Source organism: Bradyrhizobium sp. RDI18, from assembly GCF_043203335.1.
GTDB lineage: Bacteria > Pseudomonadota > Alphaproteobacteria > Rhizobiales > Xanthobacteraceae > Bradyrhizobium > Bradyrhizobium retamae.
Genome location: NZ_JBICRN010000006.1, coordinates 702,280 through 717,449, shown reverse-complemented (window position 1 = coordinate 717,449; position 15,170 = coordinate 702,280). Strand labels below are relative to the sequence as shown.

General features: G+C 61.6%; 14 protein-coding genes and 1 pseudogene. 11 read left to right on the top strand and 4 right to left on the bottom strand.

Annotated elements, in window-relative coordinates; genetic code table 11:
* The first annotated feature begins 69 nt into the window (after positions 1-69).
* Complete coding sequence (locus ACFXS9_RS04395; protein ID WP_057846719.1) at positions 70-273, top strand: cold-shock protein; 204 nt, start codon at positions 70-72, stop codon at positions 271-273.
* Positions 274-798: 525 nt separating this feature from the next.
* On the opposite strand, the gene ACFXS9_RS04390 is transcribed toward ACFXS9_RS04395, so the two are convergent.
* The 4 genes from ACFXS9_RS04390 to fixL form a co-directional block, all read right to left on the bottom strand.
* A complete protein-coding gene (locus ACFXS9_RS04390) occupies positions 799-1,488 on the bottom strand; it encodes a helix-turn-helix domain-containing protein (protein WP_057846720.1) in 690 nt (229 codons plus the stop codon).
* A 116-nt stretch (positions 1,489-1,604) separates the two neighbouring features.
* On the bottom strand, positions 1,605-2,000 hold the full coding sequence (locus ACFXS9_RS04385) for a response regulator (protein WP_057846736.1): 396 nt from the start codon (positions 1,998-2,000) through the stop codon (positions 1,605-1,607).
* A 79-nt stretch (positions 2,001-2,079) separates the two neighbouring features.
* On the bottom strand, positions 2,080-2,697 hold the full coding sequence (gene fixJ, locus ACFXS9_RS04380; RefSeq protein WP_057846721.1) for a response regulator FixJ: 618 nt from the start codon (positions 2,695-2,697) through the stop codon (positions 2,080-2,082).
* Positions 2,687-4,222, bottom strand: a complete 1,536-nt coding sequence (fixL, locus tag ACFXS9_RS04375; protein WP_392685439.1) for a sensor protein FixL — start codon at positions 4,220-4,222, stop codon at positions 2,687-2,689. Before fixL ends, fixJ begins: the two co-directional genes overlap by 11 nt.
* Positions 4,223-4,409: 187 nt before the next feature.
* Here fixL and ACFXS9_RS04370 point away from each other — a divergent pair, with 187 nt between their 5' ends.
* The 10 genes and pseudogenes from ACFXS9_RS04370 to ccoS all read left to right on the top strand — a co-directional run bounded on the left by ACFXS9_RS04370 (position 4,410) and on the right by ccoS (position 15,112).
* Positions 4,410-4,850, top strand: coding sequence for an HPP family protein (locus ACFXS9_RS04370; RefSeq protein ID WP_057846722.1), 441 nt, complete (start codon positions 4,410-4,412; stop codon positions 4,848-4,850).
* Between the two features lie 1,267 nt (positions 4,851-6,117).
* Positions 6,118-6,837 (top strand): cyclic nucleotide-binding domain-containing protein, encoded by a 720-nt coding sequence (locus ACFXS9_RS04365; protein WP_392685435.1) that lies wholly within the window; start codon positions 6,118-6,120, stop codon positions 6,835-6,837.
* Between the two features lie 403 nt (positions 6,838-7,240).
* A complete protein-coding gene (gene ccoN, locus ACFXS9_RS04360) occupies positions 7,241-8,863 on the top strand; it encodes a cytochrome-c oxidase, cbb3-type subunit I (RefSeq protein ID WP_392687262.1) in 1,623 nt (540 codons plus the stop codon).
* Between the two features lie 11 nt (positions 8,864-8,874).
* Positions 8,875-9,609 (top strand): cytochrome-c oxidase, cbb3-type subunit II, encoded by a 735-nt coding sequence (gene ccoO / locus ACFXS9_RS04355; RefSeq protein ID WP_057846727.1) that lies wholly within the window; start codon positions 8,875-8,877, stop codon positions 9,607-9,609.
* Positions 9,610-9,620: 11 nt separating this feature from the next.
* A complete protein-coding gene (locus ACFXS9_RS04350) occupies positions 9,621-9,785 on the top strand; it encodes a cbb3-type cytochrome c oxidase subunit 3 (RefSeq protein WP_057846728.1) in 165 nt (54 codons plus the stop codon).
* Between the two features lie 6 nt (positions 9,786-9,791).
* Positions 9,792-10,660, top strand: a pseudogene (gene ccoP / locus ACFXS9_RS04345) (cytochrome-c oxidase, cbb3-type subunit III).
* Positions 10,661-10,738: 78 nt separating this feature from the next.
* Positions 10,739-12,202 (top strand): cytochrome c oxidase accessory protein CcoG, encoded by a 1,464-nt coding sequence (gene ccoG, locus ACFXS9_RS04340; protein ID WP_392685432.1) that lies wholly within the window; start codon positions 10,739-10,741, stop codon positions 12,200-12,202.
* Positions 12,199-12,720 carry a FixH family protein gene (locus tag ACFXS9_RS04335; protein ID WP_392685429.1) on the top strand — a complete coding sequence of 174 codons (522 nt, stop codon included), beginning with the start codon at positions 12,199-12,201 and terminating at the stop codon, positions 12,718-12,720. The genes ccoG and ACFXS9_RS04335 overlap by 4 nt, the downstream gene beginning before the upstream one ends.
* Before the next feature lie 11 nt (positions 12,721-12,731).
* Complete coding sequence (locus ACFXS9_RS04330) at positions 12,732-14,924, top strand: heavy metal translocating P-type ATPase (protein ID WP_392685426.1); 2,193 nt, start codon at positions 12,732-12,734, stop codon at positions 14,922-14,924.
* Positions 14,924-15,112, top strand: a complete 189-nt coding sequence (gene ccoS / locus ACFXS9_RS04325; RefSeq protein WP_057846733.1) for a cbb3-type cytochrome oxidase assembly protein CcoS — start codon at positions 14,924-14,926, stop codon at positions 15,110-15,112. The genes ACFXS9_RS04330 and ccoS overlap by 1 nt, the downstream gene beginning before the upstream one ends.
* The last annotated feature ends 58 nt before the right edge of the window (positions 15,113-15,170 follow it).

The window sequence follows — 15,170 nt, the reverse complement described above, 5'->3', positions numbered from 1 at the left end:
GAGGCGAGCAGGTCTGTCAAGTTTAATGATCTGATACACTGTTAATTTATGTGATTCGGAGAGAAGAACATGCCCCAAGGCAAGGTGAAGCTGTTTAAGGACGATAAGGGTTTCGGCTTTATAGCGCCTGATACCGGCGGTGAAGACCTATTCTTCCACGTGAGCAGCTTGTTGCCCGGTGTAACGCCCAAGCAAGGAGACCGCGTCAGCTATGAAATCGGTGTAGACCGCAGGACCGGACGTAGTCGAGCCGAAAAGGTCGTGATTGGTTGATCATAGAGACTTGGGCAGATTCATTCCCGGCCGCCATACGAAGGCTTTCTTATCATCGCGGGCGTTCCAAAGCGCCTCTAGCTTCTCCCACTCCATGAACCCGCAATCCCAGTCGCCCCGCAATCACGCCTTTTCATCAGGACCGAGCATAGTCCTTATATTTTCTGACAGGCATTAGCGGTTACCTCGCAAGGTAGGTGGCCAGGTCTCGGCAGGCGGTGCAACATCAAGCTCCTGCTCGCGGACCAGGCGGGCGGAGGCGAGGCGGCGATCGCTTAATTGCGATCTCCCGTCGGCTGCGCTCCCGTTACCTCGAGCCGGTCGGATGCAACGTCTAATTGCGAACGACATGCATCTCGCAAAAACTTTCGTTTGGCGACATCTATAGCCTGCGCATTGTTTTGGCCTCACGACCGGCATGCCTTGATCTTCGTCAACACGCCGGAACGTTTCAGGTTGGAGCGACTGCTTATTTACATCGGCCAACCTGAATTCGCTCGACTTGGCTTGGCCATATGAGGCCGATCAGACATCCATGTTGCGCAGGCGCTGGCGGTTGCGCAGGACGATCTGGCGGGCACCGGAAAAGCCCAGCACGCCTTCGTCGTTCAATTGCGACAGGGCACGTGATACCGTTTCCAGCGTAAGCCCGAGATAATCGCCGATGTCGCGGCGGCACATCGGGAGCGCCATCGTGCCGGCCACCGTAAGGCGGCGATCCATCTCCAGGAGGAAATTGGCGACTCGTTCCATCGCGCTTTTGCGACCAAGCAGCAGGATGTGCTCCTCGGCGCGCTTGAGGTCATCAGCCGTCATGGTCCAGAGCTTGTGGGCGACCCGGACGTCGGTGCCGGCCGCCTGTTCGAGGCTGCGGCGCTTCACCAGGCGCACGGTGCTGTCGATGATGGCTTCGGCGGCCAGGCGGTGCTTGGTGCTGGACTCCAGCCCGAACACGTCGCCAGGCAAATGGAACGCGCCGATTTGACGACGTCCGTCGGACAGCAGCTTGTAGGTGCGCCCCGCGCCGCGAACGACCTGGTAAACATACCCCGCCGGCTCGTCCTCACCGTAGATTTCCTCGTCCTTGCGGTAGGTGAACTCCGTGCCGATCAGGCCAGCATGGCCTGTGAGGCCGAAAAACGGTTCGACAGGCCCAAACGCGCCGGGAGCGGCTCGGTTTACGTTGAGGGACTGGGCGATCGATCGGGTGAGCATGAGCCATCTCCTGTGCAGCGGATGGCGAATTGGTAAGTGGAACAAAACGGCTGGGAAATTTCGCTTCATGCCTTAGGGGCAATGCCTTACGTAGAATCCCGGAGCCGTGCCGGTTTTCAGGACGCAGAGGGCCGCTCCGTGTTGATCGCGTCCCAGATATGGGAGGAAAGGCTGTCCTCGACATGCGGCTTGACCAGCACATGGCGAATACCGGCGACTGCTGCTTTGGCCGGAATGGACGCGTCTGGGTGACCGGTGATCAGGATGATCGGCGTATCGATATCGCGCCGGCGCAAGAGACTGGCAAGGTCGATGCCGCTCATGCCCGGCATCTTGTAGTCGATCACGAAGCAATCGGCGCCGCCCATAGTCATGGCGTTCAGGAGCGCCTCGCCGCTGCGGAAAGTGCGTACACAAAAACCGTCGGTTTCCAGGAGAAAACGCAGCGATCCGAGCACGTCGGTGTCATCATCGACGACGTAGACAAGGGGCGTTCTGTTAGGTGAGGGCATCACAGGTTTATGCGGCTTTCAGCCATGCGGTCGATCAGAGCATCCATAAGGCCTTCCAGCGGGGCCGACTTGATTCAGCTCAATCTTTAAGCGCCCGGGCTCGCATGGCGAGGCGGACGAGTTCCGAAAGACTCGAAGCCTGCATCTTGGTCATCACGTTGGCTCGGTAGACCTCGATGGTGCGCGGGCTGATATTGTAGTCGCTTGCGATCATCTTATTGGACAGGCCAGCCACCAATCCCTCCATCACCTGCCGCTCGCGCGGGCTCAGCGAGGCGACCCGCGCGGCGATGTCCTGCGTCATTGCCTCGTCGCGGGCGCCGGCTTCAGCCTGCCGGAGCGCGGCGTCGATCATCGCGACCAGGCGATCATCCTCGAACGGCTTCTCCAGGAAATCAACCGCACCGAGTTTCATCGCCTCGACGGCGAGGGGGATGTCGCCATGGCCGGTCATGATGATGACGGCCAAGGAGGCGCGGCTCACCTTGAGGCGCTTAAGCAACTCGACGCCATCGATGCCGGGCATGCGGACATCCGAGACCACACAGCCGAATTCGATGGTGGAAAGGTGATCGAGGAATTTCTGCGCCGTCTCGAACAGACTGACCTCAAAATCCGCGGAATCGAGCAAGAAGTGCAGCGAGTCACGCATCGCCTCATCATCGTCGATGACGTAGACATTTCCTCTAGTTGCCATCTGTCAAACTCTCGTTGGGTGCCGCCGGCAGGGTGAAGCGAAACGTCGTGCCGCCTGCGTGATCAGATTCGGCCCACATCCTGCCGCCATGGGCCTCGATGATGGAGCGGCTGATCGACAGCCCGACCCCCATGCCGGTTTCTTTGGTCGTAAAGAAGGTCTGGAACAGGTGCTTCTCCACATCTTCGGGGAATCCGTGACCGGTGTCGAACACCGAGACTTCGGTCATGTCCCCGTCGATCGGCCGGTTAGAGACGATGAGCTCGCGCCGTGCGGACTGGGCCATGGCTTCCAGCGCGTTGCGGAACAGATTGACCAGCACCTGCTGGATCTGGACACGGTCGACCAGGACATGGTCATGCTGCGGGTCCAGGCTGAAGCGGATCCGCACGTCCTGTTCGCGCGCACCGGCTAGGCCAAGCGCGCCGGCTTCTTCGATCATCTTCGAAAGGCTCTCGACGCGCTTTTCGGATTCGCCGCGGGCGACGAAATCGCGCAGCCGCCGGATGATCTGCCCGGCGCGGATCGCCTGTTCCGCGGCGCGATCCATCGCGTTCTCGATTCTAGCGCGGTTCGGATCGGGGCTCGCGGCAAGCAGCCGGCGCGAGCCCTTCACGTAGTTGCTGATGGCAGCAAGCGGCTGGTTAAGCTCATGTGCCAATGCAGAACCCATCTCTCCCATCGCGCTCAGCCGTGACATGTGGACGAGCTCCGACTGCAATTCCTGCAGCCGCGCCTGGGTCTGCTGATGCTCGGTGAGGTCGCGGACGAAGCCGGTAAAATAGGGCATGCCGCCGGATTGCATCTCACCGATCGACAGGTGCATCGGGAAGGTGGTGCCGTCCTTGCGCTGACCGGTGACGATGCGGCCGATGCCGATGATGTGCCGTTCGCCGGTGGCGACGTATCGCGCCATATAGCCGTCATGGCGTGAACGGTCGGGCTCGGGCATCAGGATGCTGACATTCTGCCCGATTGCCTCGCTCTGGACGTAGCCGAACTGCCGCTCCGCCGCGCTCGAGAAGAACTGCATGATGCCCCTGCCGTCGATGACGATCATCGCGTCCGGGATGGTCTCCAGTATCAACTGCAGGTGCCGTTCGCGCGTGCGCAGGTCCTCCTCGAGCCGCTTCTCCTCGTCGAGGTCGAGCACGACGCCGGAAAGGTGGGACGGAATGCCATCCTTGTCCCTGATGACGCTGCCGCGGGCGCGAACCCAATGGCTGCCGCCGTCCTCGCGTCTTAGCCGGTAGGAGAGGTCAAACGAGGCGCCGGTCTCGCGTGAACGGGAGATCGCCTGGTCGGTTCGCTCGCGGTCCTCAGGCTCGAGCAGCGAAAGGAACAGGTCGTAACTGACCGCAGCGGCATTGGAAACGCCGAACAGTTTTCGCGCGATATTCGACCAGGACAACTCCCTGGTGGACAGATCGATATCCCAGCCGCCGACGCCAGCGCCCTCGGCACCCAGCCGAAAGCGCTGATCGTGGCTGCCGTCGTCACACGGGAAGGGGGCTATGCCGCTCAATTGTCCTTTTCCAATTCCGGAGCGCGGATCTCGGTTGAGATTTTCCCGATTATGGGCCGAATGCCCGGCCCCACTCAAGGGCTAGAAAATATGTACGATCGCGCTGATTTCATCCGTTTGACCTCGCTCAATATGCGCGGCCGCGCCGCGTGCTTGAAGTGGCGCCATCGACAGCGAGGATTTCGCCTTGTACAAGTTTCTCGAGCAGACGGTTGCCGATTACATGACGCGCGAGCCTAGGACGGTTGCGCGCGATATGACGATGTGCGAACTCGGCGATCTCTTCGAGAAGCAAGATTTCAACGCCTATCCGGTCATGGACGCATCGCAGGTGGTCGGCGTCATCTCCAAGTTTGACTACCTGTCCTGCTTCGTTTTCACGCCGGTGCGCATCATCCCGCGCTACCGCGACCTGATGCAGCGGACCGCCGTTGATCTGATGATAGCGGAATTCATTTATGTCGCTCCCGAAACCAGGCTGACCCGCGTGCTGGAGCTGATGGTCAACCACCGACTCCGCAGCATGCCAGTGCTCGACAGCGAGCAGCGGCTTGCCGGCATTATTTCGCGGAACGACGTGATGCGGGCGCTGCAGGATTGCGCCGCGGCGGACGCTGACCGAGTCTGATCGCAGCAGTGCCGCGTATGACCGGCAGTCGCTTGAGGTCAATGAGTTGAGCAGCTCGTTCGGATCGGGCGCGCCATCCTCCGAAGTGTCCCGGCGGCGAATGTGGGCATCCGGATTGTCGTGTTGAACTGCGATGTCTGGTAGAGCATTGGTTCGTGTGGGTTCTATAGCGGCCTTCCCTCTCCGGGGGCCAGAGTTCAGTCGATTCCGAGCAACGCAGCCAAACATTCGCGCACTTCGATGAGCACGAATCGGGTGCTCGCCAGGCATGCTTGATCGGTCGTTTCTCCCAAGAGGTGCTGCGCGGTCGATCAGCCAGTACAACGCCAGGGTGACTGGGCACCATCGGTAGCATGGCCTCGAAAGGATAGTCGCGCACGCGGCTGGTGACTCCAACACGAAATCCGAGATTGGATTGATCCGGACGAGGTCCAAACTAACACAATATTCCAAAATTCGGATTGGTGAGGTGGAACAGCACTTCCGCCTTCCTTGCTCCCTCGCGGACCCCGCAGGGCGGCGACCCGATCAGACCGCCGATCGAGACATATTCGCCGGGAGCGAACGCTCGTCCTTGAAATGAATCGGACTTCGTGGGGCCGGCGGAGTGAGGAATCATAGTGTAAACACCCAGCCATCTCCTTGGCGAACGAGATAGCCGAGGGCGTTTTCCTTATAGGGCCGCAGTTTTGCGAAGCGGCACGCTTCGCGGCGGGCCCGCCAGAGTTTGGCGTCGATCCTGAAGTCATCGTCCAGCGGCGCAACGATTACATGGCCGGTGCCCGCGCCGCCTTCGTGGGTGACCCGGCTGTTGCGCAGGCTCCAGCCGGATCTTGCGAAAAATGCGATGGGAGGGAGGGTTAAGAATCGGCTTCAGGGAGGGTTTCTTCGTGGCGATCTTGCTCTGTTCAACAGGCAGCTTAAGTGGGAGCTGGCTTGCTGCGGGCTTGGTCAGACCTTGATAATGATGCTGACCAGCGGCACGAGCAGGCTGACCGTCCGTTCACGGGATGGTGCAGCAGGCCCGAGACCTGCGATAGCGGGGCGCCTCGATCTGGAGCGCGTCAAGCGAGGTGCCGTGGATCTCATTGGCAAGCTCGAGCTCGTGCCCTCAACGACCTCCGCGGGGCGCGGAACGACGCAGCCTCAGGGTGTCTCCGGCGATTGATCTGCATCAACAACATCTCATCCCTACAAACGCTACACTGCATCGACCCGCAGGGAAACGCGCCCATGAGGCGACTGCAGGCGGCAATCGGAGGGACATGTGAAGATTTCGGTTTTGAGGGAAGGAACGCATTGTCAATCGTGTCACGATTGCACGGCGAGGGGCTTTGCCATCTGCGCAGCGCTCGACAAGACCAAATTGCGCGAATTGGCGCAGCTGTCGCGGCATGTTCGTTTCGAATCAGGCGCCACCGTGTTCGCACAGGCAAACATAGCAACGTCGTTCTTCAGCGTGCATGCGGGTACCCTGCGCCTCTACAAGCTGTTGCCGGACAGCCGGCGGCAGATCGTCGGTTTTGCATTGCCAGGCGATTTCCTTGGGCTCCCCGGCTTGCCGCAGCACGAATTCTCCGCTGACGCGATCGGCCGGGTCACGCTGTGTCAGTTCCCCAAGGAGTCGTTCGCGACATTCGCCGAGAACCGGCCGCAGTTGCTGCGCCGCATGATCGAATTGGCGGGCCGCGAGCTGGCCCGGGCACAGGAACATATGGTCTTGCTCGGACGGCGCTCCGCCGAAGAGAAGATAGCGAGCTTCCTGATCGGCTGGCGCGACCGACTGAGTGGAATTGGACGTGGTGGAGAAATTATGCCGCTGCCGATGAAAAGGCTGGACATCGCGGATCATCTGGGGCTCACCATCGAGACGGTGAGCCGTACCTTCTCGAAGCTCGAACGTGATGGTGTGATCCAAACCTTGGCGAGTGGCGTCGTCCTGTTGGATACCCCGCGCGCCGAAGCCTTGTCTGCGGGCATAAGTTGAAGCGCGTCGCGTTAGGTTCTTTTGTCTTAGTTTGATCAAGGTCAAAGACGCCTCTGTTGAAACGGCGATATATTCGACTCAGCTTCAATGGAGGTCGACATGCCCGCCGATGCGCTCTTGGTTTCCGCAGCCGTCATTTCGGTCTTCGTGATTTTCGCCGCTGCTCTTGCTTGGGCCAGTGTCCAATCACCAAGGTCGCATCAGGCAAAACCGGGAGCGCGCAAGCGTCGTCCATTCTGATTCCTTCAGGCAGACGCCGGAGCGGGTGCAAAACGCCCGCCGGTCGTGGGGGTAGCTGATCGGGTTGATCTCAATCAAGGACAACACAGCGAGACCCGGGCTGACGGGGCAGGCGCCCATGCAAAGAGAATCACACATGCAGCAAACTCAATCCACGAAATGGATGACCCACGGCGAAGCCGGGCTGATGCTATTCTTCGCGATGGCAGCCTTCGTCTGCGCGTTCGCAGCCGCCAAGGCGCTGGACGCGCCGTTCGCGTTTCATGCTTCGCTCGCTGCAGTGGCGAGCGGCGTCGCCTCCTTCGCCATCATGAATCGGTATCTCGACCGCCCCGCGTCGCTGCCGCCGGAGGAGATCAGCGGGAAGCCGAACTATAATCTCGGTCCGATCAAGTTTGCCTCCTTCATGGCGATGTTCTGGGGCATCGCCGGCTTCGCCGTCGGGCTCTTGATCGCATCCCAGCTCGCATGGCCCTTGCTCAATCTCGATCTGCCCTGGACCAGTTTTGGCCGGCTCCGGCCGCTGCACACCTCGGCGGTGATCTTCGCCTTCGGCGGCAACGTGCTGATCGCGACCTCGTTCTATGTGGTGCAGCGGACCTGCCGGACGCGGCTCGTGGGCGATCTCGCGCCTTGGTTCGTCGTGCTCGGCTACAACTTCTTCATTGTGATCGCAGGCACCGGCTATCTACTTGGCGTGACGCAATCCAAGGAATATGCCGAGCCCGAATGGTACGCCGATCTGTGGCTGACGATCGTCTGGGTCGTATATCTCGTCGTGTTCGTGATGACGCTGGTGAAGCGCAAGGAGCCGCACATCTTCGTCGCCAACTGGTTCTATCTCGCCTTCATCGTCACCATCGCCGTGCTGCATCTCGGCAACAACCCGGCGCTGCCGGTGTCACTGCTCGGCTCGAAATCCTACATCGCCTGGGCCGGTGTGCAGGATGCGATGTTCCAGTGGTGGTACGGCCACAACGCGGTCGGCTTCTTCCTGACCGCCGGCTTCCTCGCCATCATGTACTACTTCATCCCGAAGCGCGCGGAGCGCCCGGTCTATTCCTATCGGCTCTCGATCATCCACTTTTGGTCGCTGATTTTTCTCTACATCTGGGCCGGCCCACACCATCTGCACTACACGGCGCTACCGGACTGGACGCAGACGCTCGGCATGACTTTTTCTGTGATGCTCTGGATGCCATCCTGGGGCGGCATGATCAACGGCCTGATGACGCTGTCGGGTGCCTGGGACAAGCTGCGCACCGATCCGGTGCTGCGCATGCTGGTGGTTTCCGTGGCCTTCTACGGCATGTCCACCTTTGAAGGTCCGATGATGTCGATCAAGGTGGTGAACTCGCTGAGTCACTATACGGACTGGACCATCGGCCACGTTCACTCCGGTGCGTTGGGGTGGGTCGGCTTCGTCTCCTTTGGTGCGCTGTATTGCCTGGTGCCCTGGCTGTGGGGCCGCAAGGAACTGTACAGCCTGAAGCTCGTCAACTGGCACTTCTGGATCTCGACCATCGGCATCGTGCTCTACATCTCGGCGATGTGGGTCTCCGGAATCCTGCAGGGCCTGATGTGGCGCGCCTACACCTCGCTCGGCTTCCTCGAATATTCCTTCATCGAAACGGTGGAAGCGATGCACCCGTTCTACGTCATCCGTGCCGCCGGCGGCGCGCTGTTCCTGATCGGCGCGCTGATCATGGCCTACAATCTCTGGATGACGGTGCGGGCAAGCGAGGCGGACGTCGGCACAGAGCTCGCGTTGCAGGCGGCGGAATAAGGAGCGATCGGATGTCCTTCTGGACCCGCCATCAAATCTTCGAGAAGAATTCCATCATCCTGATCGCGGGCATTCTGGTTGTGATTGCGATCGGCGGCCTGGTCGAGATCACGCCGCTGTTCTACCTGAAAAGCACGATCGAGGTGGTCGATGGCGTCAGGCCCTACACACCGCTCGAACTGGCAGGCCGCAATATCTATGTCCGCGAGGGCTGCTATCTCTGCCACTCGCAGATGGTCCGGCCGCTCCGCGATGAGATTGAGCGCTATGGCCACTTCTCGCTCGCTGCCGAGAGCATGTACGACCATCCATTCCAGTGGGGCTCGAAGCGCACTGGGCCGGATCTCGCGCGGGTCGGCGCAAAGTATTCAGATGAGTGGCACGTCACTCACCTGACCAATCCGCGCGCGATTGTGCCGCAGTCGGTGATGCCGGGCTATCCGTTCCTCGCCCAGACCGAGGTCGACACCGCTGTTGTCGCCGACAACCTGAAGGCCAGCCGCATCGTTGGGGTGCCCTATTCGGACGAGCAAATCAAGAACGCGGTCGCCGACCTGAAGGCGCAGGCCGATCCGGACAATGTCGGCACCGACGCGTTCGGGAAACGGTATCCAAAAGCTGTGATCCGCAATTTCGACAGCAAGGCCGGTGCGCCGACCGAGATGGATGCGCTGGTCGCCTATTTGCAGATGCTCGGCACGCTGGTCGACTTCAAGCTCTACAACGAAAAAGCCAATCTTCGCTGAGAGGCAGGACGATGAAAGCAATCTTGATCGTTCACAACATCGCGTCGGACCTCGTCACCAGTGTGTGGACGCCGATCTTCGTAGGCCTGTTCATTGCGATCGTGATCTACGCGCTTTGGCCGCGGAACCAGGCGGTTTTCGACCAGGCATCTCGGATGCCGTTGCGGGAGGACTGAGAGGTCATGGCGGAAAGCGAACTTGACGGGGTTTCCGGCAAGACCACCACCGGTCACGAGTGGGACGGCATCAAGGAACTCAATACACCGCTGCCGCGCTGGTGGCTGATCACCTTCTACGCCTCCATCCTGTGGGCGATCGGTTATTGGGTCGTGTACCCGGCCTGGCCGCTTCTGTGGAGCTACACCAGGGGCGCGCTCAACTATTCGACGCGCGCCGCGGTCGGCGTCGAGCTTGCAATTCTGGAAAAGATCCGCGGCGACAAGATGATTGCGCTGGGTGCGGCTTCGCTCGCCGATATCGAAAAGGATCCGGCGCTGCTGACGCTGGCGCGCGCCCGCGGCAAGGCCGCGTTCGGCGACAACTGCGCGCCGTGCCACGGCTCGGGCGGCGCCGGCGCAAAAGGCTATCCCAACCTGAACGACGACGACTGGTTGTGGGGCGGCTCGCTCGACCAGATCGTGCAGACCATCCACTCGGCGCGCGCTCGGGTCACACCAAGACCCATGAGGGCGCGATGCTCGCCTTCGGCAAGGATGGCATCTTGAAGCGGGACGAGATTGGCACGGTCGCCAACTATGTGCGCTCGCTCTCGGGCTTGTCGACGCGTCAGGGTTACGATGTCGCCGCCGGCGCAAAAATTTTCGCCGAGAATTGCACGAGCTGCCATGGTGAGGCGGGCAAGGGCAACCAGGAGCTCGGCGCGCCCAATCTCACTGACAAGATCTGGCTCTACGGATCGGACGAGGCGACCCTGAGTGAGACCATCACGAATGGTCGGGCCGGCGTGATGCCGGCGTGGGTGGGCCGGCTTGATCCGTCCACCATCAAGGCGCTGGCGGTCTACGTCCACACGCTCGGCGGCGGCAAGTAGCGGAGCAAAGGGAAGCGGCGTTGGGTTTGCGCTGGATCAACCCGGCAGAGAGGGAGGAGACTAAGAGAGCGCGGGCCCATGAACAAAATCATCCAAACAGACCCCGACCAAGTCGAAGATGTTGGGCCGCTTTACGCGGCCCGCAAGAACGTCTACCCGCAGAGTGTTTTCGGCACCTTCCGTCGGATCAAATGGGGCCTGATGGCGTTCTGCCTGGACGTCTACTACTTGCTGCCCTTCGTGCGCTGGAATCGCGGCCTTGGCGCCCCAGATCAGGCGGTGCTGATCGATCTGCCGAACAGTCGCTTCTATTTCTTTTTCATCGAGCTGTGGCCGCAGGAGGTCTATTACTTCACCGGCCTCCTGATCATCGCCGCGCTCACACTATTCCTGATGAATTCGGTCGGCGGCCGCATCTGGTGCGGCTATCTGTGCCCGCAAACGGTCTGGACCGACCTGTTCTATGCGGTCGAGCGCCTGATCGAGGGCGACCGGCGCGAGCGCATGAGGAAGGCGGCTTCCGCCGATCCCCTAAAACTCGGGCGCGTCTCCGAAATCGTGCTCAAGCATTCGATCTGGCTCTTGATCGCCTGGTGGACGGGCGGCGCCTGGGTGCTCTATTTCACCGACGCGCCGACGCTGGTGAAGGAGCTCGTCACCTTCCAGGCGCCGGCGATCGCCTATATCTGGATCGCGATCCTCACCGCCACGACCTATCTGCTCGCCGGCTTCATGCGCGAGCAGGTCTGCGTCTACATGTGCCCCTGGCCGCGTATCCAGGCGGCGCTGACCGACGAATGGGCGCTGAACGTCACCTATCGCTACGACCGCGGCGAAAAGCGCATGTCGGTAAAGAAGGCGAACGAGCTGCGGGCGCTCGGCCTGCCTGCCGGCGACTGCGTCGATTGCTATCAATGCGTGGCGGCCTGCCCGACCGGCATCGATATCCGCAATGGCCCGCAGATCGATTGCATCCAGTGCGGCCTGTGCATCGACGCATGCGACAACGTGATGAAGAAGATCGGCGGGCCGACTCGGCTGATCGGCTACGACAATGACATTAACATCCAGCGCCGGATGGCCGGCAAGCCGCCGATCTACCGCATCGTGCGGCCGCGCACGATCATCTACACCGCGCTGATCGCACTCGTCGGTGGGGTCATGTTGTATGCGCTGCTCACCCGTTCGCTGCTCGACATCAACGTGCTGCACGATCGCAACCCTGTCGCGGTGAAGCTTAGCGACGGCTCGATCCGCAACGCCTACACGGTCCGTTTGCTCAACAAGCGCGGTTTTGACCGCGTGGTGACGATCGACGTCGATGGTCCGCAGGATGCCGTTCTCCACGTCGTGGGCGACGATTCGATCACGCCCGACCGGCCAATGGTCGTGCTCGGGCGCGACGGCACCACAGAATTGCGTGTGCTGGTGACTGCTCCGTCGGAGAAGAATACCGAAAAATCGATCCCGACTAAGTTCCGGATCACCGATATCGGTCTCGGCGAGATCGCTTCCGCGATCGACAATTTCGTCTTGCCATGAGAACAAGTGGAGCTGTCGTGAACAGAACCAGTGCATCGCCAAAGCCGCTCACCGGCCGCAAGGTGCTTTTCATGCTGCTTGCGTTCTTTGGCGTCGTCATCGGCGTCAACCTCACCATGATAAGGCTTGCTTCCATGACGCTGCCCGGCACCGAGGTCGATAGCGCCTATGCGGCGAGCCTTGCCTATGAGAAGGAGATCGCCGCCGCACGCGAGCAAGGTGCACGCAGCTGGAAGGTGGACGCGCATCTTGCGCGCAGTGCGGACGGCGACACGGCGCTGGAAGTCAAGGCACGCGACGGGAGCGGAAAGGCGCTGACCGGACTGAAATTCACCGGTCGCCTGGAGCGGCCGACCGACCGGCGGGCGGACCGGGTGATCGCGCTGTCGGAGGTGACGGGCGGCATTTATCGGGGCAGCGGCCGCGCCGTTGGACCTGGGCAATGGAATCTGGTGCTGGAAAGCGAAGCCGACGGCCGGCGTCTGTTCGTGTCTAGGAACCGCGTGGTACTGAACTAGGGGAACGCGTCATGCGGGCGACACGGGACTTTTCGCATTATGTTAAGCATCTCGGCTTCGGACTGGCGCATATCGATCTCGCGGTCGAAGGCATCAGCTGCGCCGGCTGCATCTCAAAGATAGAGCGTGGCCTTTCAGCCATCCCGGACGTGACGCTGGCGCGCGTCAATCTGACCGACCGCCGTGTCGCGCTGGAGTGGAAGGAGGGCGCGCTCGATCCGGCGCGCTTCATCGATTGCCTGGTCGAGCTCGGCTACAAGGCCTATCCGTTCGAGGCTGTCACCGCTGAAGCGGCAGAGGCCGAGAACTCCCGCTTCCTGCTGCGCTGCCTGGGCGTTGCGGCGTTCGCGACCACGAACGTCATGATGCTGTCGATCCCGGTGTGGTCCGGTAATGTCAGCGACATGCTACCAGAGCAGCGCGATTTCTTCCATTGGATATCGGCGCTGATCGCGCTGCCGGCCGCGGCCTATGCCGGCCAGCCCTTCTTCCGCTCCGCCTTCAACGCGCTGCGCAGCGGCAACGTCAACATGGATGTGCCGATCAGCATCGGCGTCATCCTGGCGCTCGCGACCTCGATCGTCGAGACCATCGGCCATGCCGAGCACGCCTATTTCGACGCGGCGATCATGCTGCTCACCTTCCTCCTGATCGGGCGCTATCTCGAACAGAACATGCAGCGGCGAACCCGCGCGGTGGCCGGCAATCTCGCCGCTCTGAAGGCCGAGACGGCGACCAAGTTCGTCGGTCCAGACGAGATCTCCGTGGTGCCGGCCGCAGCGGTCAAGGCCGGCGACATCGTTCTGCTGCGGCCCGGCGAACGTTCGGCGATCGATGGCACGGTCATCGACGGCAGGTCGGAGATCGACCAGAGCCTGATCACGGGGGAGACGTCGCATGCGGCGGTCAAGCCGGGCAGTGCGGTCTACGCCGGCTCGCTCAACATCTCCGGCTCCTTGCGCATGCGCGTTTCCGCCGCCTCCGAAGGCACGCTGCTTGCGGACATCCAGCGGCTGCTTGATCACGCCGTGCAGGGCCGCTCGCGCTATGTGCAACTTGCCGACCGTGCCTCGCGCCTCTACGCACCGGTGGTGCACGCGACGGCCTTCCTGACCATGATCGGCTGGTTGATCGCCGGCGCCAGCGTCCATGACGCCATTATCACCGCGATCGCCGTTCTGATCATCACCTGTCCCTGTGCGCTGGGGCTTGCGATCCCGACGGTGCAGACAGTGGCGTCGGGCGCGATGTTCCGCGCTGGCGTGCTGCTCAATTCGGGTGATGCCATCGAGCGCGTCGCCGAGATCGACCGTATCATCTTCGACAAGACGGGAACGCTGACGTTACCTGAGCTCGATGTGGTGAACTCGGCGGCCGTGCCCGCCGATGTGTTGGAGCTTGCGGGCCGGCTTGCGCTGGCGAGCCATCACCCCGTCGCCTCTGCGCTGGCGCGCGCGGCCGGCGCGAAATCGCCGCTGCCCGGGATCACGGAACAGCCGGGGCAGGGCGTTCGCGGCATTCTTAAAGGTGAAGAGGTGAGGCTTGGAAGTCCAACTTTCTGCAAGGCCGATAATCTCGCGAACGAAGTCCTGAGCCGCGATCCCGAGGTTTCCGTCGTTGCCTTCGCGCGTGGTGAAAAACGTTATGTGTTCGCGGTCTGCCAGAGCCTGCGGCCGGACGCGCGCGCGGTCATCGCGGCGCTGCAGAAGCGTGGCGTGGCGGTAGAAATTGTTTCCGGTGACCGCGAGCCGGCGGTGCGCGCCGCGGCTGAGATGCTTCAAATCCCCGAATGGCGCGCCGGCGTCACGCCCGCCGACAAGATCGCTCGGATCGGGGAACTGAAGCGGCAGGGTTTTAAAGTCATGATGGTCGGCGATGGGCTCAACGATGCGCCGTCGCTGGCCGCGGCGCATGTCTCGATGTCGCCGATCTCGGCGGCGCATTTGAGCCAGGCGACGGCCGATCTCGTCTTCCTCGGCAACCGCCTCGCGCCGGTGATTGCCGCGGTAGACCATTCGCGGAAAGCATTGCGCCTGATGCGGCAGAACCTCTATCTCGCGGTCGGCTACAATTGCCTCGCCGTGCCAATCGCCATTCTGGGCTTCGTGACGCCTCTGATCGCGGCCGCCGCGATGTCGGGCTCCTCGATCCTGGTGATGCTGAATGCGCTGCGTGCGCGACCTCTCCCGCAGGAGAATCTGTGATGGAGGTGATCGTGTTCCTGGTGCCGCTGGCGCTCTTGCTCGGCCTGTTCGGGCTGCTCGGATTTCTGTGGTCCCTCAAGAACGGCCAATATGATGATCTCGAGGGAGCCGCCTGGCGCGCGATTTCTGACGACGACGAAACGCAGGCTCCGCGCTGCGTCGAGCTGATGTCGGAATCGCGACCGTAACGTCTCGTCGTTGCGCGTCCCGGGATGCTTCCAATTTTGATCTGACGCAATACGGTCG

Excerpts from the sequence above, each read along its gene's own strand:
- ACFXS9_RS04335 (WP_392685429.1), top strand. The coding sequence starts at position 12,199 with ATGAGAACAAGTGGAGCTGTCGTGAACAGAACCAGTGCATCGCCAAAG.
- ACFXS9_RS04350 (WP_057846728.1), top strand. The coding sequence starts at position 9,621 with ATGAAAGCAATCTTGATCGTTCACAACATCGCGTCGGACCTCGTCACC.
- ccoG (WP_392685432.1), top strand. The coding sequence starts at position 10,739 with ATGAACAAAATCATCCAAACAGACCCCGACCAAGTCGAAGATGTTGGG.
- ccoS (WP_057846733.1), top strand. The coding sequence starts at position 14,924 with ATGGAGGTGATCGTGTTCCTGGTGCCGCTGGCGCTCTTGCTCGGCCTG.
- ACFXS9_RS04395 (WP_057846719.1), top strand. The coding sequence starts at position 70 with ATGCCCCAAGGCAAGGTGAAGCTGTTTAAGGACGATAAGGGTTTCGGC.
- ACFXS9_RS04385 (WP_057846736.1), bottom strand. The coding sequence starts at position 2,000 with ATGCCCTCACCTAACAGAACGCCCCTTGTCTACGTCGTCGATGATGAC.
- ccoN (WP_392687262.1), top strand. The coding sequence starts at position 7,241 with ATGACCCACGGCGAAGCCGGGCTGATGCTATTCTTCGCGATGGCAGCC.
- ccoO (WP_057846727.1), top strand. The coding sequence starts at position 8,875 with ATGTCCTTCTGGACCCGCCATCAAATCTTCGAGAAGAATTCCATCATC.
- ACFXS9_RS04330 (WP_392685426.1), top strand. The coding sequence starts at position 12,732 with ATGCGGGCGACACGGGACTTTTCGCATTATGTTAAGCATCTCGGCTTC.
- ACFXS9_RS04390 (WP_057846720.1), bottom strand. The coding sequence starts at position 1,488 with ATGCTCACCCGATCGATCGCCCAGTCCCTCAACGTAAACCGAGCCGCT.
- fixJ (WP_057846721.1), bottom strand. The coding sequence starts at position 2,697 with ATGGCAACTAGAGGAAATGTCTACGTCATCGACGATGATGAGGCGATG.